General features: G+C 48.1%; 23 protein-coding genes. 8 read left to right on the plus strand and 15 right to left on the minus strand.

Going from position 1 to position 22,069, the window contains the following annotated elements:
- Positions 1 to 34 precede the first annotated feature (34 nt).
- From CF168_RS16785 to CF168_RS16830, 10 genes are all read right to left on the minus strand, one after another.
- A protein-coding gene (locus CF168_RS16785) for an IS3 family transposase (RefSeq protein WP_089067288.1) occupies positions 35 to 1,251 on the minus strand; the annotation gives its coding sequence in 2 pieces (ribosomal slippage) (positions 35 to 903 and positions 903 to 1,251; 1,218 coding nt in all).
- Positions 1,252 to 1,387: 136 nt separating this feature from the next.
- On the minus strand, positions 1,388 to 2,158 hold the full coding sequence (locus tag CF168_RS16790) for an ABC transporter permease (RefSeq protein WP_011715945.1): 771 nt from the start codon (positions 2,156 to 2,158) through the stop codon (positions 1,388 to 1,390).
- A complete protein-coding gene (locus CF168_RS16795) occupies positions 2,155 to 3,093 on the minus strand; it encodes an ABC transporter ATP-binding protein (protein ID WP_089068410.1) in 939 nt (312 codons plus the stop codon). The genes CF168_RS16790 and CF168_RS16795 overlap by 4 nt, the downstream gene beginning before the upstream one ends.
- Positions 3,094 to 3,343: 250 nt before the next feature.
- Positions 3,344 to 3,874 (minus strand): hypoxanthine phosphoribosyltransferase, encoded by a 531-nt coding sequence (gene hpt / locus CF168_RS16800; RefSeq protein WP_011623888.1) that lies wholly within the window; start codon positions 3,872 to 3,874, stop codon positions 3,344 to 3,346.
- Between the two features lie 7 nt (positions 3,875 to 3,881).
- Positions 3,882 to 4,541 (minus strand): flavin prenyltransferase UbiX, encoded by a 660-nt coding sequence (locus CF168_RS16805; protein ID WP_089068411.1) that lies wholly within the window; start codon positions 4,539 to 4,541, stop codon positions 3,882 to 3,884.
- A gap of 1 nt (position 4,542) precedes the next feature.
- On the minus strand, positions 4,543 to 5,940 hold the full coding sequence (gene mpl / locus CF168_RS16810) for a UDP-N-acetylmuramate:L-alanyl-gamma-D-glutamyl-meso-diaminopimelate ligase (protein WP_089068412.1): 1,398 nt from the start codon (positions 5,938 to 5,940) through the stop codon (positions 4,543 to 4,545).
- A gap of 168 nt (positions 5,941 to 6,108) precedes the next feature.
- A complete protein-coding gene (locus CF168_RS16815) occupies positions 6,109 to 6,744 on the minus strand; it encodes a hypothetical protein (protein ID WP_089068413.1) in 636 nt (211 codons plus the stop codon).
- Positions 6,745 to 6,941: 197 nt separating this feature from the next.
- A complete protein-coding gene (locus CF168_RS16820; protein ID WP_089068414.1) occupies positions 6,942 to 7,805 on the minus strand; it encodes a sterol desaturase family protein in 864 nt (287 codons plus the stop codon).
- Positions 7,806 to 7,849: 44 nt separating this feature from the next.
- Entirely contained in the window at positions 7,850 to 8,881 is a 1,032-nt protein-coding gene (locus CF168_RS16825; protein WP_089068415.1) for a DUF2804 domain-containing protein, read from the minus strand.
- 241 nt (positions 8,882 to 9,122) lie between these two features.
- Positions 9,123 to 9,686 (minus strand): porin family protein, encoded by a 564-nt coding sequence (locus CF168_RS16830; protein WP_089068416.1) that lies wholly within the window; start codon positions 9,684 to 9,686, stop codon positions 9,123 to 9,125.
- A gap of 136 nt (positions 9,687 to 9,822) precedes the next feature.
- On the opposite strand from CF168_RS16830, the gene CF168_RS16835 reads away from it, so the two are divergent.
- From CF168_RS16835 to CF168_RS16850, 4 genes are all read left to right on the plus strand, one after another.
- Complete coding sequence (locus CF168_RS16835) at positions 9,823 to 10,389, plus strand: YajG family lipoprotein (RefSeq protein WP_089068417.1); 567 nt, start codon at positions 9,823 to 9,825, stop codon at positions 10,387 to 10,389.
- Between the two features lie 33 nt (positions 10,390 to 10,422).
- Positions 10,423 to 11,010 (plus strand): peptidylprolyl isomerase, encoded by a 588-nt coding sequence (locus CF168_RS16840; RefSeq protein WP_011623896.1) that lies wholly within the window; start codon positions 10,423 to 10,425, stop codon positions 11,008 to 11,010.
- 69 nt (positions 11,011 to 11,079) lie between these two features.
- A complete protein-coding gene (locus CF168_RS16845) occupies positions 11,080 to 11,400 on the plus strand; it encodes a hypothetical protein (RefSeq protein ID WP_089068418.1) in 321 nt (106 codons plus the stop codon).
- A gap of 149 nt (positions 11,401 to 11,549) precedes the next feature.
- Entirely contained in the window at positions 11,550 to 12,947 is a 1,398-nt protein-coding gene (locus CF168_RS16850; protein ID WP_206191647.1) for an AmpG family muropeptide MFS transporter, read from the plus strand.
- Positions 12,948 to 13,037: 90 nt separating this feature from the next.
- Here CF168_RS16850 and CF168_RS16855 read toward each other — a convergent pair whose 3' ends face one another.
- On the minus strand, positions 13,038 to 13,523 hold the full coding sequence (locus CF168_RS16855) for a YajQ family cyclic di-GMP-binding protein (protein WP_011623899.1): 486 nt from the start codon (positions 13,521 to 13,523) through the stop codon (positions 13,038 to 13,040).
- A 162-nt stretch (positions 13,524 to 13,685) separates the two neighbouring features.
- On the opposite strand from CF168_RS16855, the gene CF168_RS16860 reads away from it, so the two are divergent.
- The 4 genes from CF168_RS16860 to CF168_RS16875 all read left to right on the plus strand — a co-directional run bounded on the left by CF168_RS16860 (position 13,686) and on the right by CF168_RS16875 (position 17,059).
- Positions 13,686 to 14,048: a VanZ family protein gene (locus tag CF168_RS16860; protein ID WP_011623900.1), complete on the plus strand. Its 363-nt coding sequence runs from the start codon at positions 13,686 to 13,688 to the stop codon at positions 14,046 to 14,048.
- The gene (locus tag CF168_RS16865) at positions 14,048 to 15,028 is read left to right on the plus strand and encodes a ketopantoate reductase family protein (RefSeq protein WP_089068420.1); all 981 of its coding nucleotides are present in this window, start codon (positions 14,048 to 14,050) and stop codon (positions 15,026 to 15,028) included. Before CF168_RS16860 ends, CF168_RS16865 begins: the two co-directional genes overlap by 1 nt.
- A gap of 295 nt (positions 15,029 to 15,323) precedes the next feature.
- Entirely contained in the window at positions 15,324 to 15,662 is a 339-nt protein-coding gene (locus CF168_RS16870; RefSeq protein WP_089068421.1) for a P-II family nitrogen regulator, read from the plus strand.
- A complete protein-coding gene (locus CF168_RS16875; protein ID WP_240520035.1) occupies positions 15,659 to 17,059 on the plus strand; it encodes an ammonium transporter in 1,401 nt (466 codons plus the stop codon). The genes CF168_RS16870 and CF168_RS16875 overlap by 4 nt, the downstream gene beginning before the upstream one ends.
- A gap of 62 nt (positions 17,060 to 17,121) precedes the next feature.
- Here the strand turns inward: CF168_RS16875 and CF168_RS16880 are convergent, their stop codons facing one another.
- The 4 genes from CF168_RS16880 to CF168_RS16895 all read right to left on the minus strand — a co-directional run bounded on the left by CF168_RS16880 (position 17,122) and on the right by CF168_RS16895 (position 22,040).
- Positions 17,122 to 18,678, minus strand: coding sequence for an EAL domain-containing protein (locus tag CF168_RS16880; RefSeq protein ID WP_089068422.1), 1,557 nt, complete (start codon positions 18,676 to 18,678; stop codon positions 17,122 to 17,124).
- 172 nt (positions 18,679 to 18,850) lie between these two features.
- Positions 18,851 to 19,723, minus strand: a complete 873-nt coding sequence (locus CF168_RS16885; RefSeq protein WP_089068423.1) for a multidrug transporter — start codon at positions 19,721 to 19,723, stop codon at positions 18,851 to 18,853.
- 163 nt (positions 19,724 to 19,886) lie between these two features.
- The gene (kdsA, locus tag CF168_RS16890; protein WP_011625269.1) at positions 19,887 to 20,735 is read right to left on the minus strand and encodes a 3-deoxy-8-phosphooctulonate synthase; all 849 of its coding nucleotides are present in this window, start codon (positions 20,733 to 20,735) and stop codon (positions 19,887 to 19,889) included.
- Positions 20,736 to 20,792: 57 nt separating this feature from the next.
- Positions 20,793 to 22,040, minus strand: a complete 1,248-nt coding sequence (locus tag CF168_RS16895; protein WP_011623906.1) for a DUF819 domain-containing protein — start codon at positions 22,038 to 22,040, stop codon at positions 20,793 to 20,795.
- Positions 22,041 to 22,069: the final 29 nt, after the last annotated feature.

The following is a 22,069-nucleotide window of genomic DNA, read 5'->3' on the forward strand; positions in this document are numbered from 1 at the left end:
TCTCGTCCTGAAATAAGTTGACACTTATTTCCACCTAAAACGCTCGATGAACCTCATCGGGCGTTTTGTATTTTAAGGCCAAATGTGGCCGCCGTTGATTATAGATGGCTACCGCTTCTGTCACCATTTGTCGCGCCTCCTCCAGCGTTGCGGGCTTATGTGTTAAAAACTCCTGCTTCAAGATGCCATTCACTCGCTCTGCTAAGGCATTTTGATAGCAGTCATATCCGTCTGTCATTGAGCATGTCACGCCATGTTGTGCGTGAACCGCTTGATACGCGTTTGAGCAGTACTGTATCCCTCGGTCTGAGTGGTGTATCAGCGGTTTACTTTTATCTTGTCGCTGCTTCAGCGCCCGTTTGTAGGCCGTTAGCACCCCGTCTGTTTTAAGATTATCATCAACATGATAGCCCACGATTTTTCGTGACCAGGCATCGGTCACCAAGCTTAAATAGGCTTCATTATCTTGCAGTGGCAGATAGGTAATATCCGCCACCCAGACTTGCTCTGAGCGGCTGATGTCTACTTGCTGCTCGCTGGGCTTAAGCAAGTTGGGATGACACCTAAATCGATGATGGCTATGGGTCGTTTTATGGTACGCCCGCTTAGGCGTGACCAACAAACGATGCGCCCTAAGACAGCGAAATAACCGGTCTCGTCCTATCACTATTTGATGCATTTTGTTGAGTAAATACTGCAGTTTACGCGTACCGACTCGCGGTTGAAGTAGCCGTTCATATTGTACCATTTGCACCACCTGTTGCTCCCTTTGCTCCCATTCTGTTTGCCGCTGGCATTGTTGATAATACGCCTGGCGACTGATGCCAAGGTAACGACAGCATTGGGTGACGCCATAACCTATGGCCGTTTTTTCTTGGAGCGTTTCGCGGGTGGCTTTTTTACGACGGATATCCCGTAGTCAGTTCTGAGTTTTTCGACAATGGCTTCGAAGAACGCCGCTTTCATGCGGGTATCTTCCAGTTCGGCTTCGAGGGCTTTTATCTTTTGCTCGGGGGTGAGCGTGGTGGGTTCAGTCATCAACTGTCCTCGCATTGATGTTGGCGGCGTCCCTAGGGACCAATCCAGTTTGCCATGCTTGCGTAACCACACTAACACGGTGGAGCAACCTTGAATACCGTACTTGTCTTGCGCCTGCTTATAGGTCAGCTCGCCTTTTTCCACTTGGTCGACAACCGCCAATTTAAAAGCGAGGGAATAATCGCGTTGAGTTCGTTTAATTGTTGAAGTCATTACACTCTCCAAAATGAGTTTGAAAAGTGTCAACGCTATTTAGGACGGGTCAATCTATAAACAAAAGGGAGTCTATATGACTCCCTTTTTTATTGTGTAGATGCGTAGGATCTCGATGGTATCAACAAGAACCGGATTACGAACGCAGCCCTATTCCCCGCGAGATGAGGTAATACGCAACGCCCCAAAGTACGGCACAAAAGCCCACCATAATGCCAATAGAAAGCGGGATGCTGATATCGGCAAAACCTAAGAAACCGTAACGGAAGACGTTGATCATATAGACCACAGGGTTCAGTGCTGAAACGCCTTGCCAAAAGGATGGCAGCAACGACAGTGAATAGAATACTCCGCCGAGGTAGGTTAAGGGCGTGAGCACAAAAGTCGGGATGATGCTGATATCATCGAAACTCTTGGCAAATACCGCATTAATTAATCCCCCTAAGGAGAACAGCACTGAGGTTAAAAATACCGTCATGACCACAAGGCCTGCATGGTGCAAGCTGATGTCGACAAAGAACATGGCGACTAGCGTGACGATTAAACCAACGCATAAGCCCCGAGCGACACCGCCACCCACATAGCCTGCAATCATCACATAGTGAGGCACGGGCGCAACCATTAACTCCTCGAGATTGCGCTGAAATTTCGCACTATAGAAAGAGCTTGCCACATTCGAATAGGAGTTAGTAATCACCGACATCATGATTAAACCTGGCGCGATAAACTCCATATAAGATACGCCACCCATATCGCCAATGCGGCTACCGACCAAGTTACCAAAAATCAAAAAATACAAGGTCATAGTGATCGCTGGCGGAACTAGAGTCTGGATCCAAATCCGGGTAAAACGATTGATTTCCTTGGTTAATATGCTTTTGAAGGCGATAAAATACAGCTGTTTCATGCCTTAGCTCCTTGGGTTTTCTTCACTAACTCGACGAAGAGTTCTTCTAAACGATTGGATTTGTTACGCATAGACAAAACCTCTACCTTAGCGGCGGTTAACTGCGTAAACACATCATTGAGATTGTGATCCTTTGCCACATCCACCTCTAAGGTATGCGGATCGGTTAAACGGCACACCATACCCTCGAGAGTGGGGGCGACATCGATGTCGCGGCGTAGGTCGAGGATAAAGGTTTCGAGATTCAGCTTACTCAGCAAGGCCTTCATGCTCGTGCATTCCACCAGCACGCCCTTATCGATAATGCCGATATTGCGACAGAGCATTTCTGCTTCTTCAAGGTAGTGGGTCGTCAGAATGATAGTCACGCCCTGCTGGTTGATTTGTTTGAGGAATTCCCACATTGAGCGGCGTAGCTCAATATCGACCCCTGCCGTTGGCTCATCTAAGATCAGTAACTTAGGTTCGTGCATCAGGGCGCGGGCAATCATTAATCGCCGCTTCATTCCCCCAGAGAGAGTGCGAGATTGGCTATTGCGCTTATCCCACAAATCCAGCTGGCTTAAGTATTTTTCGGCTCGCTCAAGAGCCACGGCCTTAGGCACACCATAATACCCCGCCTGATTCACGACGATTTGCAGTACCGTTTCAAACTGGTTGAAGTTAAATTCCTGTGGCACTAAACCTATGCACAGCTTGGCTTCCTCGAGCTGCTTATCGATATCAAAATCAAACACCTGCACAGAGCCAGCGGTTTTCTGCACCAAGGAGCTGATAATACCAATAGTGGTCGACTTACCTGCGCCGTTCGGGCCGAGTAGAGCAAAAAAGTCTCCCTGTTCAACGGTAAGGCTAATCCCCTTTACTGCTTCTACACCGCCTTTGTAGGTTTTTTTTAGCCCCTCGAGTACGAGAGCATGGGCATGATTGGCCATAGTGCTACCTGATCCTGAAAGAATGAATAAAACAATAAGATGGTGTCGAAAACAGCAAATGCAACACGCTAGGCTGTATAAAAACGAATTATGGCTCTAGTTGATTGAATCAATACAGATTAATTTATTAAAAATAACTAATAGATCACCAAACGCGGATACGTGACCCCAAATAACATTTGCGTCGCCAACTTTCGGCACAAAACAAAACTCCCGCCTAGGCGGGAGTTTGAGTCATAACGCATCGGGCTTATTCGAGCGGCACCACTTTGGCGATATAAGGCAAGTTGCGGTATTGCTCAGCATAATCGATGCCGTAACCCACAATAAACTCGTCTGGGATCGTAAAACCGATAAAGTCGACTTTAACATCCACTTCGCGGCGCTCGGGTTTATCCAACAGAGTGCACAGGGCTAAGCTCTTTGGCTCACGCAATAACAGCATTTCGCGCACTTTGTTTAAAGTATTGCCCGAGTCAATTAAGTCTTCCACAATCAGCACGTCGCGGCCCGCGATATCCGATTGCACATCCTTCAGCACTTTCACATCCCGTGAGCTGGTCATGGCATTGCCATAGCTCGAAACCGACATAAAATCGATTTCAACGTGGCCTTTAATACGGCGGCACAGATCAGCCATAAATACGACTGAACCTTTTAACAATCCCACCATCAGCAAACGCTCGCTGTTGGCATAGTGGGCATTGATTTGCTCGGCCATTTGATCCAATTTTTGGCTGATCTCTTCGGCGGAGATCATCACTTCGGTGGTGTGTTTCATATCAGTCTCAATTGTCGATGTCATTGGGGGAGTGTTTGTCATAGCCCCAGCGACTCGTTAATGCATGGTCAACGCCCAAATGATCGAGGATTCGAGCGACCATGAAGTCTACCAGATCTTCTACGGATTTGGGATTATGATAAAAGCCCGGCGCCGCCGGCATAATAGTGGCACCTAAGCGCGACAGGGTTAGCATATGCTCTAAGTGTATGGCATTAAACGGAGTTTCACGCGGAACCAAGATCAGCTGACCGCGCTCTTTTAATACCACGTCCGCCGCCCGTTCGAGCAAATTATTGCTCATACCAGTGGCAACAGCCGCCAGTGTCCCCGTCGAACAAGGGCAAATCACCATTTGTTTAGGGGCTGCACTGCCTGAAGCTGGCGGCGAAAACCACTCATCTTTGCCTAATACCACTAACTCGCCAGATAAGGCTATCTTCTTTTGTGCCAGCACCTCGAGCAATTGTGCCTTGGCTTTATCGCTGTTCGCACTAAGCTGCAAGCCATGCTCAGTGGCCAGCACAACACGGGCGGCGCTTGAGATCATTAAAAACACTTGATAGCCCGAGGCCAACAAGCATTCTAATAATTTCAAACCATAGGGCGCGCCCGAGGCACCGGTCCAGGCTAAGCTAATGGCTTTATCAGATTTGGCATAGGCCATATTAGTCCGCCTGCTGAACAAACTGTGGGCTGACTTCGAGCGCCGCCAACAGTTTCTTATGTAAGCCGCCAAAGCCGCCGTTACTCATCACCACGATAGTGTCACCCGCTTTTGCCGAGGCAGCCACTTTAGCCACAACATCATCAATTTGATGTAGGACAGTCACAGGGATCACCGCCGCTTCCATCGCCTCTTTCATGTTCCAATCGATAGTATCGGCTTGATATAAAAAGGCTTCGTCCGCTTGCAGCATGGAATGAGCCAGCGTGTCTTTGTGTACCCCACTCTTCATCGTGTTCGAGCGTGGCTCTAATACGATAGTGATTTTGCTTTGACCGACCTTGGCACGCATGCCCTTAATGGTGGTCGCAATCGCCGTTGGATGGTGAGCAAAATCATCGTATACACTCACGCCGTGGACAGTACCCAGCAGCTCCAGACGACGTTTCGGCGGTACAAAGCGAGTTAATGCCGCGATAGCAGCACTCGGTTTAACCCCAACATGGCGCGCAGCGGCGATGGCCATTAGCGCGTTTTCAATATTGTGCTGACCAATCAGCGCCCATTCGAGCACGCCTTGGGATTCGCCGTCGAAGATGACCTCAAACTCGTGGCAATCATCACTTAAGGCCTTAGCATGCCAACCCTTAGTCACCTCAGCGGTGTGGAAGGTCTCTTGCTCGCTCCAGCAGCCCATCTCAATGGTTTGTTTTACCGCGTGGGAATCGGCAGGCCAAATCACTTTGCCTTGTCCTGGCACGGTACGGATCAGATGATGGAATTGTTTTTGGATCGCCGCTAAATCGGCAAAAATATCGGCATGGTCAAATTCGAGGTTATTGATCACCAGCGTACGGGGATGATAATGCACAAATTTAGAACGCTTATCGAAGAAGGCGCTGTCGTATTCATCGGCTTCGACCACAAAAAACGCCGACTCCCCTAAACGGGCCGACACGCCAAAGTTTTGCGGCACACCGCCAATCAAGAAACCGGGTTGATAACCACAATCCTCTAAAATCCACGCCAGCATGCTTGAAGTGGAGGTTTTTCCATGGGTACCAGACACGGCTAACACCCAACGCTCAGGCAGAATATGATCGGCTAAAAACTGTGGTCCAGAGGTGTAAGGGATCCCAAGGTTTAATACCGCTTCGACACAAGGATTGCCTCGGCTCATGGCATTACCAATCACCACAAGATCGGGATAACTACCCGCTTCACCTAACTGACTTGGATCAAAACCTTGAATGAGTTCAATACCTTGCTCTTCAAGCTGCGTACTCATCGGTGGATAGACGTTGGCATCCGAGCCTGTCACTCTGTGCCCTTTTGCCCTAGCCAAGAGTGCTAGGCCACCCATGAAGGTTCCACAAATTCCTAAAATATGTACGTGCATACCGCTCGCTCTGATGTTTTTGAATTCAAGGCTATTCTAATCCATAGCACCGCAGATTGGCAGGTTAGGATCTCGGAAAAGCCACCTGTTTGGCAAAGATACTGATAGAGAAAGGGATTTTTACAATTGAATTAAGTTTAGCTAACAGAATTGTGCCACCAAGCTCACTTATTCGCGCAAGCTGGCATAGAGCTTTGGATATTGACTGCGATGGCGATTAAAGAGGAACTGACGCAGGGCTTCTCGCTCTTCGGCTTCGGCCTGAAACCTGACAATCGCTAGTCCTTGCTCGTGGCGAATAGGCTCGATTTTAACCCGCATGGTTTCACCATCGGGTAACTGTAACTGCAGTTCTTGGCTATCGACCAACTGCTCAAACTGCTGCTGGGATTTAGCACGAATCGCCATGCCAGAACTCGACAAAGATACCACTGACCATTGTTCACCCTGATCTTGGTCGAAGATCCACACATCTTCTGGCTGAGTCAAACGCCAACTCCGCTCCGCCCCAGTGGCGTCGAACACTTCGGGGACACCTAAGGTGGGCTGCAATTGGCCAAAATCATCGAGGCGCATCTCTAAGGGAAACCAAAGTTTATAGGGGCCAACTTCGGCCAGCAGTGTCAACTTGGCCTTACCCAAAAGCGAGGCTAGCGCTTGCGGCACATCGGTTTTGACCGTTAATACATGGTTAACCAAGGGCTCAGGATGAGCATCCTCGACGTTATGGGTTATGCGATTAGGAGAAAATAGCTCTCTAAAACAAGCTAATTCCTCTAAGGTTAAATGCGGCTCATCAACCATACTGCAACCTACTCAGATGAATCCCTTGTATAAAAAATTACCACCAAAGCATGAGACTGTACATTTTTTCATCTATAAATTTGCAAAAAAAGAAAAGTAGGCTAGCAAGGCTAAGGTCAGACTCCTATTAGCCATTTGCACTATTTAGTGAAGATTAACCACTCGTTGAGCGCTGCTGATTCGCGTATTGAGCTAAATCACTCATCCTTTTGCTGACTGGCTGGAGGCGCGAAGAGGATTTTACAGCGCTCCGAGAATGTCAGCCCCCGCGCCATCACCTCGCTGAACATATCGCGCCATTCGCTAAAGGTCACTTTGAGTGGATTAAAACTGTTGACGGGTTTAGTGATCCCGTAAATCACTGTCTCGCCCTCGGGTACAAAGGTACCGAAGAGTTTGTCCCAGATAATTAAAATACCAGCATAATTTTTATCGATATATTGTGGATTACGCCCATGGTGCACCCTGTGGTGGGAAGGCGTATTAAACAGCCATTCTAAGGGGCCAAGTGTTCTCACCGCTTGGGTATGCACAAAAAACTGCAATCCCAAGTTCAACAGCACCACAAAAACCACCCAATTAGGATCGAAGCCTAAGATCACCAGCGGCAACCAAAACACCCACATGCCAGCGAAGGGATACATCAAACTCTGGCGAAAGGCGGTGCTGAAGTTCATATTTTCCGAGCTGTGGTGCACCACATGGGCCGCCCACATCCACCGTACTCTATGGCTCGCACGGTGGAACCAGTAATAGCAAAAATCTTGGGCAATCATCAGCAGCACAAAGCTGAGTGGCCCCATTTGAATATCGAATAATTTCCATCCAAATACCGCTAGGTACAACTTAGCGATCAGCAAACCCGTGAGGATATCCGCGCCTTGGTGCATGGCGGCGAGACTAAAATTACACAGCACTTCCTTCGTGTGGTAACGGGCGCTCACTGGCAGTTTTTGTCTTCTGTCGCCGAAATACCATTCCAGCAAAATGCAGACAAAAAACAGTGGAGCCAATACCAGCAGCAACACCTCGGGGTGATTAATTAACGCGGCGATATCCATATACCTTTATCCTATTGTTATTATTGTATTAAAGCGTAAATCGCCTACCAGTGTGCGTAGTGGTCCTCGGTCAATCCCAACACATTGTTGAGCTGGAATTTACGTCCCTGATTGTCAATGATAAAACCGCTAAAAAGCCCCAGATATTGACGGAAATTACTCTTCAGCAAGATAAAATTGCGTTTCTCACTGCGGCAATTTCGCGCCGTAAACTCTAAATCGACGCGGCCATCATGACTATGAATACGCCAGAGATCTGTGCCCTGCTGACCATGACGGTCAAACTCAAATTGCACAGGTCCGAGTAAATGGCGCTCGCCATTGATCCAAAACACGTTTTCATTGGCACCGGTTTCATTAACACCCGCAGCAAGATTTAATCCAATCACCCCTTCATCAATTTGGGCATTGATGGATGCCCAGCGCCAGCTGGTATCTCGGCGCATAAAGCCCGCGGAAAAATCATAACCTGCGAGGGCAAAATTCAATGGTTGCGGTTCATGGTCTATGGTGAGTTGTCCTTTGACCGATAAGCCATTGTGTTTTTGGGTATAGGTCCAGCCGTTGTATCCCGTGGGACTACACATGGCCATAGGTAAACTTAAGGGTAAGGCATGCAGGGTTAAATCGGCTTGAATGCTTTTAGTATCAATGACTAAATGCCAATTACCCTCTTGGATCTTAAAGGTCACGCTAGCGCCTTTACCGCCGATTGTAGCAACCCCATTGGCGGGTGAAGGCGTCATCCGGTAGCCAATCCCAAAGGGTTTTAGCCAGTCCTGTTGAGTTAAGCTGTTATTTTTAATGTCATATAAATAACAGAAACCACTCCCGAGATAAGCGATATCCGCCAGTGCAATTCCAATGATGTAGCGCGGCGTGATAATCGAAATAAACTGGAACTGCTTAAAATCAAACCGTTTTGCCCAGGCCGATGCGGGCTTGTCCATGGTATCGAAATAGGCAAAATCCGCTAAACCTAAGCTACCGACTATGCCATCGAAATGGCCGAAATGTGGCTGACCTTTGGCATTGATTAAACTGTCGGGGGCGATTTGGGTAATAATCCTAGACATAAACTCGCCTTTGCTTGTGCAGTCGAAGGAGCATTTATGCTCTCTTATTTAATGTTGAATTTTTACTCTAACCTGTCGCCCATTGCATTAAAAGAGTGCAAGCTCAAATTGTTGTGATTTTGTTGCCGGCAAGAATTCGGTTTAATCCCACCAGCGAATTATAAAAAAAGCGCCCTAAGGCGCTTAATCGACACAAACTTATCCGCAAATTGATAGCGAATGATTCCGTAAACCTAAGTCGTTAGAAACGATAACTCATGCCGAAGTTTACCCCTTGTAGCTCGAGTTCTTTCATTGGCACATATTGGTATTCAAGGTTTAGCCCAAAACCCGACTGAAACCGATATTGCCAACCGACCACGCCGTAAAAGCCTACATCGTCCGAATCCATCTCTTGCTTATCCATCTCATAACTCACTTGGGTGTAAGCAGCGCCGAGTTTGGCGTACAGACTATTACCACGGGAGAGCGCATATTCGCCGTAGGCGGTAGCTCTAACACCTTGGAAACGTAAATCTTTTATCTCGCTGAATGTACTAACGAGCGCACTTGCCACACCACCAGAACCCGTTAAATACCCTGCTTCAACGCCAAAGTTGTCGTTAAGCATATAGCGATAATACAAGTCGCTGGTGAAGGTATCGCCCGCATCATATTTGCCGCTCTTAGTTTCAAATTCTTGAGTACCGTAGCCTAAGCTGCCACCCAACACATGGGGAGAATCGCCGGCATTCGCCTTGCCCACAACAGAGCCCGCCAACAGCGCGAACGACAACAGCCAAGTATTAATTGTTAAGTATTTCATATTGTTTAAATTCAGTTTGCAGATGTTGGCACATCATAACCTTTGCACCTGTATAAGGACTGAACCCGAGTGCATTGTGGTAACGGGGGGGATTTCTGGTATGCTGTAGCCACTTTTTACTTGCATGAGATCCCCCATGAAAAAGTTATTATTGACGCTGACTTTCCCCCTGCTCTTCGTGGGCTGCGCGAGCCAAAATCCAACTCATATGGCATTTAGCCCACAGGTTCCCGATATTAGCCAACAGACCAACAGACCCGTACAGATCTCATTGGATACCATTGATACCCGTAACGTCGAGTACGTGGCGCGTTTTATCGAAGAAGGCACTAAGACTCGCCTCGTCGGCCCGAGTGAGCCACCAAAATTATTGCTCGATGAAGTTTTCCGTAACGGTTTTACCCAAGCGGGCTACCAGATTGATCCAAGCGCGACCAACTCTGTGCAAATTCAGTTAGAAGAACTGCAAATGGATGTCACCAAAAAGACCTTCGGTTATGAAGCCAAACACAGCGTGCTGATTGCCGTGCAAGCCCGTAATTCCAGTCAAGAATTGGTCAAACGCTACAAAGCCAAGGGCACTTTAAAAGGCCCGTTAACGCCAGACTTTGCCACTCTAGAGCTGGATATGAACAAGTTACTCGGCCAACTCACCGGGGAAATTTTGAATGACCCTGAGTTAAACCAGTTCCTGCAACAATAATAGTGCTAATCGATAATTAATAAGGAAATCATAATGTTTCGTTGGATATCTGCACTCTTAGTTCTGTGTGCCAGCTATAGCAGTTGGGCAGCAATCGACATTCAACCCGATACCTTGTATCCCCAAGTCGAGTTTGATACCAGCCTAGGTAAGATTGTGGTTGAACTCGATAGAACCCGCGCACCGATTACCGTCGATAACTTTCTGACCTATGTGGTCAAAGGCGAGTACAACAATACGATTTTCCATCGCATTATCAGTGACTTTGTCGTTCAAGGTGGCGGACTAAACCCGCAATTAGAAGAATTACCCGCAGGTAAGCCGATATTTAACGAGTCTGGCAACGGCTTATCCAACAGCATGGGGACTATTGCGATGGCGCGCGACAACGATCCCCACTCGGCTACCCGTCAGTTTTACTTCAACGTGGCGGATAACACTAAGCTGGATCCATCCAAACGTCGTTGGGGTTATGCGGTATTTGGTGAAGTGATTGAGGGCAAACAAGTGCTGGAAGCCATGGCCGTGGTCGAGACCACGACCAATGCGAAACTCAATTGGCCCGATGTGCCAGTGACGCCTATCATATTGAAAACAGCTAAATTACTGCCGAAAAAATAATCGAAAATAATTTGAGCAAAAGCCCTAATCCTCTGTCTATACTCAAAAGGCAACAGAAAGGAGGCAAGGGTGACGATTGAAGAATTTATCGATAATAAAGCGCCCCAACTTGCTATGTATGGCAAAGCATTTTTGAGTGACGAGCTCGATTTCCATGAAATCCAGCTCTATCTTTGGGACACACTCGAGGAATGGCAATTACTCATTCCAAGTAGTGAAGCGCAAACAGAAACAGAAACCGTGTTTTGGCATTTGCTCCATAGCTTTAACAAGTGGCCAGACTGGATGATCCGCGGCAATCAGTACCTGTGTCAGCAGTTACATGCGTGCTGTGACTTCCTTAGTTTAGGAGGCCAAATGCCCTCAGGGTGCGTTGGTATTCGACCTTGAGTAATACACTCTCTAAAGACTCAGCTTGCTGGGTCTTTTTATTTTCCCTCTGCCGCACAGAAACCCATCGAGCATCATAAGGATACGTATTAATCCTTGAATCCCACCGCATCTTACCCGTAAGCTAGGCGGATTCGACTCCTCGGCTCATGCTTATGTTCGTAATCGGTTTAAATCGGCGCATCTTAGAATTCTTTAGCGTTTACTACCATAAGCGCGTGTTGATACTGTTGTTACTCGGCTTTTCTGCTGGCCTGCCATTAATGTTGGTCTTTTCAACCTTGTCTTTTTGGCTGCGGGAAGCAGGAGTAGACCGTACATCTATCGGGTATTTCAGTTGGATAGCGCTGGCTTATGCCTTCAAATGGGCCTGGTCGCCCTTGGTGGACAGATTATCTCTGCCCATACTGACGCGCTTTTTAGGTCGTCGGCGCAGTTGGATGTTGTTCGCCCAACTGCTATTGGTCGGCGCGATTTTGGGTATGTCCTTTAGCGACCCACTGCAAGATCTCGAACGCTTGGCCGTATTTGCCCTGATGGTCGCCTTTGCATCCGCCACCCAAGATATTGTGATTGATGCCTTTCGTATCGAATCTGCCCCCGAAAAAATGCAGGCCGCGCTTGCTGCCGCCTATCAGGTGGGCTATCGCAGCGCCATGATTGTGGCAACCGCTGGTGCGCTCAGCATCGCCGCTTGGGTTGAGCCAGGCAATACCGAATATAACCTGCTCGCTTGGCAAACTTCCTATTTGGTGATGGCAGGACTGATGTTTGTCGGGGTGTTAACAACGCTTTTTAGCCGCGAGCCACAGGTCGATACCCGCGCCGCCGATGAGACCGAATTAGCGGTAAAACAACGCTTGAGCGAGCGTTATCCCAAGCCCGTTGCGGCGAGTCTCTCATGGATTTATACCGCCAGCATACTGCCCTTTATTGACTTTTTTAACCGCTATGGCCGTAGCGCCATTTTGATTCTTTTGCTGATTTCTTGCTATCGCATTTCGGATATCGTGATGGGGATTATGGCCAACGTGTTCTACGTGGACATGGGATTTAGCAAAGAAGAAATTGCTTATCTGAGTAAGATCTATGGCCTTATCATGACCTTAGTTGGCGCAGCCTTTGGCGGTATCCTATTAGCCCGCTTCGGCACCATGAAGATTTTATTCCTTGGCGCCCTCTTGGTCGCCGTCACCAATTTGCTGTTTGCTTGGCAGGCGATGATTGGGTACAACGTCCAATTTTTAACCTTCGCGATCTCAGTCGATAACTTTAGTGCCGGTATTGCCACCGCCGCCTTTATCGCTTACCTCTCGAGCCTCACCAGCAGCGGCTACAGTGCGACCCAATATGCGCTACTCTCCTCAATTATGTTGCTCTTCCCTAAGTTTATTGCCGGCTTCTCGGGCGCCTATGTCGATGCCTATGGCTATGTGAACTTCTTTGTCGCTGCCAGTGTGATAGGTTTTCCCGTGTTGCTGCTTATTCATTTAGTGAATAGATACGTGCCCCATGGCAGCAAAGATAACGCTGAATCTAAGCAATAAAAAAGCCCCTCGCCTTTAATAGCGAGGGGCTTTTGAATCTCTATCAGCACAGTGACTCGAGGTGAATCAAATGCTGGCTAGGCTTTGCGATTAATCGCGGAAGTTATTGAACTGGAAAGGCTGACCCAGATCCGCTTGACGCACTAACGCCATCACAGCTTGTAAATCATCACGGGCTTTTCCCGTCACACGCACTGTGTCACCTTGGATCTGAGATTGCACTTTAATCTTGCTATCTTTGACCATCTTAACGATTTTCTTGGCGATATCCGTCTCGATCCCCTGCTTAAAGCGTACTTTCAGGGAGAAGGTCTTGCCACTGTGAACCGACTTTTCGTCGACATCCATAGTCGAAGGCTCAACGTTACGCTTGCTCAATTGGGTACGCAGAATATCGACCAACTGCTTACACTGAAAATCATCTTCCGCGGTGAGAGTCACCACATGATCTTTATATTCGATGCTGGCATCTTTACCACGAAAATCGAATCGGCTGCTGAGTTCACGGCGGGAGTTTTCGACCGCGTTACGTAATTCAACCTCATCCACTTCAGACACAATATCAAATGAAGGCATAGTTGCCGCCCCTTAGGTGATTGTAAATGCCCATAGTTTACCGACTCCCTCCCCCAAGTTGAAGGTTAACTTTACCCAAGCAAGATAAAACTCGGGTTATGGATGACTTTGGCGGCACATTTTCCTATTATGGCGTCACACTAAGATAATCAAATTGTATTTGTGATAACTAAAAACACCCTATTCAAATTGGCTTTAGCCGTAGCCTTTGTCGTGATCAGTTATCTGGTGTTTTCCAGACCAACCTATTCGCAAAGTATCCCCAATATCGATAAGGTAGGCCATCTTGGGAGCTTCTTCTGTCTCTCTTATCTGACCTTTCTCGCCTTTCGCCCTAAGTGGTACTGGCTCTCGCTGGTACTCGCTGCCTACGCGATTTTGATTGAGCTAGTGCAATCGCGTTTACCCTACCGCAGCGCCTCTGTGGGCGATGTGTTAGCGGACTTTGCTGGTATCGCTTTGTTTTACTTCTGTCTTTGGGCCTATCGAAAATACTTTAGCGCCGCCCAACTCAAGGAAGAATAATGTTCGGCCAAGGTGCGTCATCCGCTATGGAGCCTCAAATCACCGATATCGCGATTTTAGGGGCTGGCGCCGTGGGGCAATTGATTTGCCATCAACTGCATTCGGCAGGATTAGCCGTAGGCCTGATAGCGCGTGAATCAGTATCCACTTCTGAGGCGACGGATTGGCAAGACCTTGTGTTTTGCCCTCTGCCATCAACAGATGCAAGTGCCGATTCAGTGTCATACCGAGTGCCTAAAGTTAGTTTAGACAGCACAGGCTTACAGCAGGTTAAGCTGCTAATTGTGTGCGTTAAGGCTTATCAAGTCGTTGATGCTATTAGCCCTTTACTCGACAAACTCTCGCCCCAGTGTCATATCCTGTTATTGCATAATGGCATGGGTCCACACTTGGCTCTCGCGCCCAAATTACAGGGACGCGGCTTAAGCCTTGGTACCACCTCCCAAGGCGTGCTGCGACAGTCCCGCTGGCAAGTCAAGCAAACCGGTCAAGGCTTGACCCAGTTTGGCCATTTTACCGGACCCGCATTACCACACACACTGCGTGATGGCCTGCTCAACGCTATCCCGAGCAGTGAATGGGTTGAGGCAATTATTCCGAGTCTTTGGCAAAAGCTTGCGGTAAACGCCGCGATTAATCCCCTGACCGCCCTGCATCAATGCCCCAATGGCACCTTGGCTCAAGCACAATTTACCCAGACCATAACCAGTATCTTAGATGAGCTGGTCGAGGTGGCCTCCCACGATGGTATAGCACTGGATAGACAAATGCTTGAAGAGCGCGTGTACCGGGTGATTGAACTCACGGCCGCGAATTTCTCGTCGATGCACCAAGATGTAGCACACCATAGGCCAACCGAGATTGAACAAATTAATGGTTATATTTGCGACCGCGCCAGCGCGCACGGTTTAAGTGCAGCCACCAATGCCCAAATGTGCCAATCCATTAAACAGTTGTCGGCAATAACGTCACCAGCTTAATCAATATAATTAATTGATTTTAAATGGATTTACCCCTATCCAACCGAGCTAAATAAAACTCGGTGATATTCCAGCATTTTTAAATGCACTCGAATTGGCATTTTGATACTAAATGCACCATCACAGCGCACCAAATAGGGGCGTAATCACCTGTTTTTGCACTGTTTTGCGGCAAAAACGCTGTCTATTTGAGTGCGCCACATTGTTAACATAATGATAATAAAAACATTATTGTTATGGCCTGATTCCTGCTTTGTTCACCTCACTTACGTCTGAAGTTCGTTGGAGAATAAAGTTGAAACTCATCACCGCTATTATTAAGCCCTTTAAAATTGATGATGTACGTGAAGCACTGACGCAACTTGGTATCCAAGGTATGACAGTGACCGAAGTACGCGGTTTTGGTCGCCAGAAGGGACATACAGAGCTTTATCGCGGCGCCGAATATGCGGTCGACTTTCTCCCCAAAATGAAGCTTGAAATTGCCATCCATTCCGAGCAGGAAGATGCGGTCATCGAAGCCATTGTTGCCGCGGCTCACACGGGTAAAGTCGGTGACGGTAAGATATTCGTCACTCCACTCGAGCAAGTGATCCGCGTGCGCACCGCTGAGGAAGGGAGTGATGCAATATGATCCAACAGACAACCGCACTTAACGCTACGCTCGAGCGCAGCACGAATACCCAAATCAGCCAGCACACTAAGTTCGTTCAGCCAAACGCCCATTATTCAAAATTGGGTTATCAGGCATTATTAGCGCTGTTCGCTAGCGGCTTTGCGGGCACGGCTTTGGCCGATGAGGCGCAGCTCAGCGGCGCCAACACGGCATGGATTTTAAGCTCATCAGCCCTCGTCCTATTGATGACACTCCCAGGGCTGGCACTGTTTTACGGCGGTCTGGTGCGCAGTAAAAACGTGCTATCGATTTTAATGCAGTGTTTTTCTATCGCCGCTATCGCCTCCGTGCTGTGGTTTGTGGTGGGTTACTCTATCGCCTTCGATACCGGCAACGGTTTTATCGGCGGGCTGGGCAAAGCTTTTCTAGCCAGCATTGGTCGCGATAGTGTCAGTGGGGATATTCCCGAACCTTTATTTATGCTTTTCCAAATGACCTTCGCGATTATCACGCCAGCGCTGATCATCGGTGGCTTTGCCGAGCGGATGAGATTCTCCGCTGTACTGATGTTTTCAAGCGCTTGGTTGCTGTTAGTCTATGCACCTATCACCCACTGGGTGTGGGGCGGCGGCTGGTTGGCCGAGCTTGGCCTGTATGACTTTGCAGGCGGTACAGTCGTACACATTACTGCTGGGGTGGCGGCACTGGTGGCAGCAAAAGTGTTAGGGCCGCGTAAGGGATTCTTAAACTCGGCCATTATGCCCCATAACTTGACCATGACAGTGACAGGCGCGGGCATGTTGTGGGTAGGCTGGTTTGGCTTTAATGGCGGCAGCGCTTTAGGCGCCAATGGCACTGCGGCCATGGCGATTCTCGCGACCCATTTAGCCGCCTCGATGGGCGCCATCACGTGGGCAGGGATCGAGTGGTATAAATTCGGTAAGGCCAGTGCGCTCGGTATAGTCACAGGCATGGTGGCAGGCCTTGGCACTATCACTCCAGCATCGGGTTATGTCGGCCCTGCTGGCGCATTAGTTATCGGTTTTCTTGGCGGCGTGGTTTGCTTCTTTTCAACTGTGTACATTAAACAAAAGCTTAAGATTGACGACTCACTCGATGTGTTCCCAGTGCACGGTGTCGGCGGTATTCTCGGTACTTTGCTGGCGGGAGTATTTAGTTCGACTCAGCTTGGGATCTTCAGCGGTTATGGCTTTGCCAGTGTGAACCACACTATGCTTGACCAACTCGGGGCACAGGCCATTGGCGTTATCGCTACGTTCACCTATACAGCGATTGTAACTTGGTTATTGTTTGTGGTGATTGGCAAAATCCTCGGTGGACTTCGCGTCAGCACAGAGCAGGAAGTGAATGGCCTAGACCTTTCCGAACATGAAGAAACAGGCTATAGCCTGTAGCTCGATGACTACACTTGCCGTCAGGACTCACGTCCTGATGGCAAGTTTACTGATACCGCTTGTTAATGCTCCTTCAGCCATTGCGTAAGCTCATCTAATTTCATCGGCTTAGCGTATAAATAGCCCTGCAAAGAGTGCACATTACGACTGATTAAATAGTCCGCCTGCTCTTGGGTCTCCACCCCTTCGGCCACAGCCACATAATTCATCTTATGGCAGAGTTCGATGATGGTATCGAGCACATGGGAGGTCACCGAATCTTGTCCTATGGTATCGATAAAGCATTTATCGATTTTAAGGTAATCCAAGGTAAAGGTTTGCAGCAGCGACAAGGTTGTCTGCCCAGTGCCAAAATCGTCAATCGCCACCAGAATCCCCAGCTCACGTAGCGCCGCAATTCGCTCACACATATCCGCCGTTAATAATTGCCGCTCGGTGATTTCGATTAACGGCTGCACACCAATTTCGGCAAACGCATCCCTAAGGTAACGAAACTTAGCCTCGATATCACTTTGGATAAAATGCTCGGGCGCCACGTTAAAACCGACCCTAAAACCCGGTTCCACTTGCATCGAGCTAAAATCTGCCAAGGCCCGTTCAAAAATATAATTGGTTAATGGCACGATTAATTGGCTTTCTTCGGCGATGGGAATAAACAAATCGGGACGAACTAAGCCCATTTGTGGATGTTGCCAGCGCACCAGTGCTTCAACGCCTTTGGCTTTGCCATCTTCACTGCCTACAATAGGTTGGTATACGAGGAAAAACTCTTTATTTTCAATGCCGCTTCTAATATCGTCCGCAAGGGAGTGACGCCCACGACGCTTTGTCAGCAATAGGCTGGACAATATGATCAGGGTAAATATCAGCGGCAGTGATAATGCAAAGGCAATCCAATAAAAATGCCAAAACAATCCCTTAGAGATCTCCAGCAGGATGACAAAATCCTGATGCACATCAAACTGATCCTTCGCCAATACCCTAATAACTTGGTTACCACTAAACTGCGGGCTTGAGGGCAACGTCGCCCCATGTAAGCCAAGCACAACGGTTTTCACCGCGCGAGGAAAGACATCCGGCTGAATAAAACTATCGATCAGGTATTGGCCTTCGGAAACAACCACGGCGCCGTATTGCGTATTCTCATTCTTATAAATCGTGATGATCGCTGGTACGCCCGGCCGAGCAGGCGTCTCAGGCACGATATATTGCGCGCCATCTTGCAAACTATTCGCTGGAAGTAAGGTATTTAAGGGGAGATTCACCCCGCCCGTAGTCGACGAGCAGTAAAACTCGTTTGCATTGAAGAGTAATACGCCCCGAAAATAAGGCTGAAAATGCATATATTCGGTTAACTTGCCGCAATCTTGTTCAGTTAAGTCCTTGGCAAACTCACCCACTTCATCCGATAAGTCTAAGATTGCCTCTAGACGCTCCAAATTGAAACGGCCAATCTCCGCGGCTTTATTATGGCTTAAATAGCCTGCGATAAAGTAACTCAATAGCAAAGCTAAAAAGATGGGCAACAGAAGTAAGGTTAACCAGTGTTTTAATGTCAATTCGGATAAGGAGAAGATGTGACGCATCGAAATTTGGGCAAGAATCGTACGGACTGGCATAGTAACAAATCCCCGTTGAATCGATTGTTAATTTTTGTATCGACAGTATCTTAGCCACTTAAAGAATCAAAGATATAGCCGATTTGGTCTTTCTTGCCCTATGTTTTGATTAATCGATTATCGGGCCTGCGCAACTTAACTAATCGATACCGACTTTGCCATCAATTGCGCATTATTCCCACATCACTAATATCGCCGCCAAGGCGATTAAGATAAGGCCGAGCAACTCTTTAATTTTCACTTTCTCTTTGAGCCAGAATGCCGAAATCAACATCATAAAGAAGATTTCTACTTGGCCTAGGGTTTTCACGTAGGGTACGGCCTGCAAAGACATGGCACTAAACCAACCAATGGAGCCAAAGCAGCTAGCGGTACTCGTCAGCAAGGTTAACCTAGGCCGTTGGATTAAGGCGATTAACGTTTCCTTATCCTTTAGGACTAAATAACTCACTAACACTAAGGTTTGCAAACAGATCACGCATAACAATACCCAAGCGGCGCTATGGGGAAAGCCGACATTTAACCTCAGGCTTGCTTCCCTCACCCATAAAGAGGTCAGTGCAAAGGCGCTACCGCTAGCAATGCCGAGCAGCACAGTGCTTAGGGATAACTGCCTAAGCCCTTGCTTGGCACTCAATAAAAACACGGCAATGCCACCTAAAATCACCCCAATCCAACCGAGTAACGATAAATGCGTGCCAAAAAAGAAGGTACCTAATATCGCGGCGACAATGGCCTCACTCTTGGCAAGCCCGGCACCGATGGCAAAATTTTGTTGTTGAAACAACTTAACCATCAAGCCAGTCGCAAGGATCTGCATCATGGAGGCGCCGACAATAAAGCCGATAAACTCTGCCGTAAAATGCGGTAATCCCACATTGTCCCAAAGATATAACAGCCCAAGATACAAGGCCGCAATCGGGCCTGCCCAAATAAACCGCGCTAAGGTGACGCCTGCCACCTTAACCTCTTTACTCAGTTGGCTCTGAAAGGCATTACGCCACGCCTGCATAAATGCGGCTAATAAGGTAAAGAAAATCCACATCCGAGCCATCCTGTCACTGCCAGACTGCACTCTGACATGGGTTATGCGCTAATTAGAGCCAACATCATAAACACAAGGTTTTGATATCGCTATGGAGAAAATTTCACCCAATAAAAAGCCCCGAACGATTCGGGGCTTTTTAGTTGATAAGGTTAAACCAAGCTTACTTGCTGGTATCAATCGGGTCGAAGGATTTAACCAAATCATCAATCGCCTTCATCTGCTTCAGATAGTTTTCTAACTGATGCAGTGGCAGCGCACATGGACCATCACATTTAGCGTTATCTGGATCTGGGTGAGCCTCAATAAACAGACCCGCTAAGCCTAACGCCATGCCACTACGGGCTAATTCAGTCGCTTGAGCACGACGGCCGCCCGCCGAATCGGCACGACCACCTGGACGTTGTAATGCGTGGGTAGCGTCGAAAATCACCGGATAACCGGATTGCTTCATCTCGTCCATACCCAGCATATCAACTACCAGGTTGTTGTAACCGAAGCATGAACCACGTTCACACAGGATAATCTCGTCGTTACCCGCTTCGTTGAACTTAGTGATGATATGGCGCATTTCGTGTGGTGCTAAAAACTGCGGCTTTTTCACGTTGATAATAGCGCCCGTTTTCGCCATGGCGACTACGAGGTCTGTTTGGCGCGCTAAGAAAGCAGGGAGCTGAATAATATCAACCACTTCAGCAACAGGCGCACATTGGTAAGTCTCATGCACATCGGTGATCAATGGCAGATTGAAGGTCTTTTTGATTTCTTCAAAAATCTTTAAGCCTTCTTCCATGCCAGGACCACGGTAAGAGTTAACAGAAGAGCGGTTAGCCTTGTCGAACGACGCCTTGAAAACATAGGGAATACCCAGTTTTTGCGTCACTTCGGCATAGGTTTCAGCAATCGACATAGCGAGATCGCGAGACTCAAGCACGTTCATGCCACCAAACAACACGAAAGGTTTATCGTTAGCGATCTCGATTGAACCTAGGTTTATGATTTTATTACTCATCGCAACTTCTCTCTAAAATGCTGGAACCTTACCAGCGCTGAACAGGAGCTAAGGCAACTATACCGCGACGGCTTGCAGTAACTGACCGCAGAGCCACGCCATATAAGTGCCTAGCGCATAACCAAATACGGCTAACAATACCCCAACAGGGGCTAAAGCTGGGTGGAACGCCGCCGCCACAACTGGCGCCGATGCCGCTCCACCTACGTTTGCCTGACTGCCCACGGCCATATAAAACAAAGGAGCCTTAATTAACTTAGCAATCAATAACATAAAACCAGCGTGCACTATCATCCAAATAATGCCCACTAAAAAATATAGCGGCGTATCAAGGACCTTGCTTACATCCATATGTAAACCAATGGTCGCCACCAAAATATACAAGAATGCCGACGCCACCTTAGAAGCCCCCGCCGCCTCTAAATGGCGCATAGGGCTAAAGGACATGGCTAAACCTATGGTGGTCACAATCACCACTAGCCAGAAGAACTTAGAGGTTAAGCTGTAATCCTCAGTCCAAGGATAGTTGGCCTCAAAATAAGGGCCGAGGAAATCGGCGGCAATATGGGCCACGCCCGTGATGCCAAAACCGACGGCCACAATCAGCATCAAATCACGCAGGCTTGGAATACGTGCATTTTCAGCATGATACTGCTCAACCTTGTTCTTTAAGGTCTCAATTGCTGTGGTATCTGCACCTGTCTTGGCATCGATTTCTTTGGCTTTTGACGCCATAAACAACAATACCGCCATCCAAATATTGGCCACAATCACATCGACTGTCACCATCACGGAGAAGATATTGCCGCCCACTTCATAAATTTCCTTCATCGCAGCTTGGTTGGCACCGCCGCCAATCCAGCTCCCCGCGAGGGTCGTCATGCCACGCCACACAGCATCAGGACTATCGACACCAATCAATGAGGGTTCGATAAAGGACACCACGAGCAGTGCAATCGGCCCGCCAATCACAATACCGACAGTCCCAGTTAAAAACATGATCACCGCCTTAGGCCCTAGTCCTAAGATGGCTTTTAAATCCACACTTAAAATCAGTAGCACCAAACAGGCGGGCAATAGATAACGCGAGGCCACATAGTAAAGCTGCGATGTGCCACCATCGATCACCCCAAAGGTATTCAACAACGATGGCAAGAAATAGCAGAGTAATAACGCTGGGATAAAACGGTAAAACTTTTGCCAAAATGGATGGCTACTACTACTGGTATAAAACACAAATCCCAGAATCGTTGCCAATATTCCCAGCGCCACCGCGTCATTGGTGACTAATGCCGTGCTTGCCATGTGTATTCTCCCTGTTTGGTACAGTTGTT

This window comes from Shewanella bicestrii, assembly GCF_002216875.1.
GTDB classification, from domain to species: domain Bacteria; phylum Pseudomonadota; class Gammaproteobacteria; order Enterobacterales; family Shewanellaceae; genus Shewanella; species Shewanella seohaensis.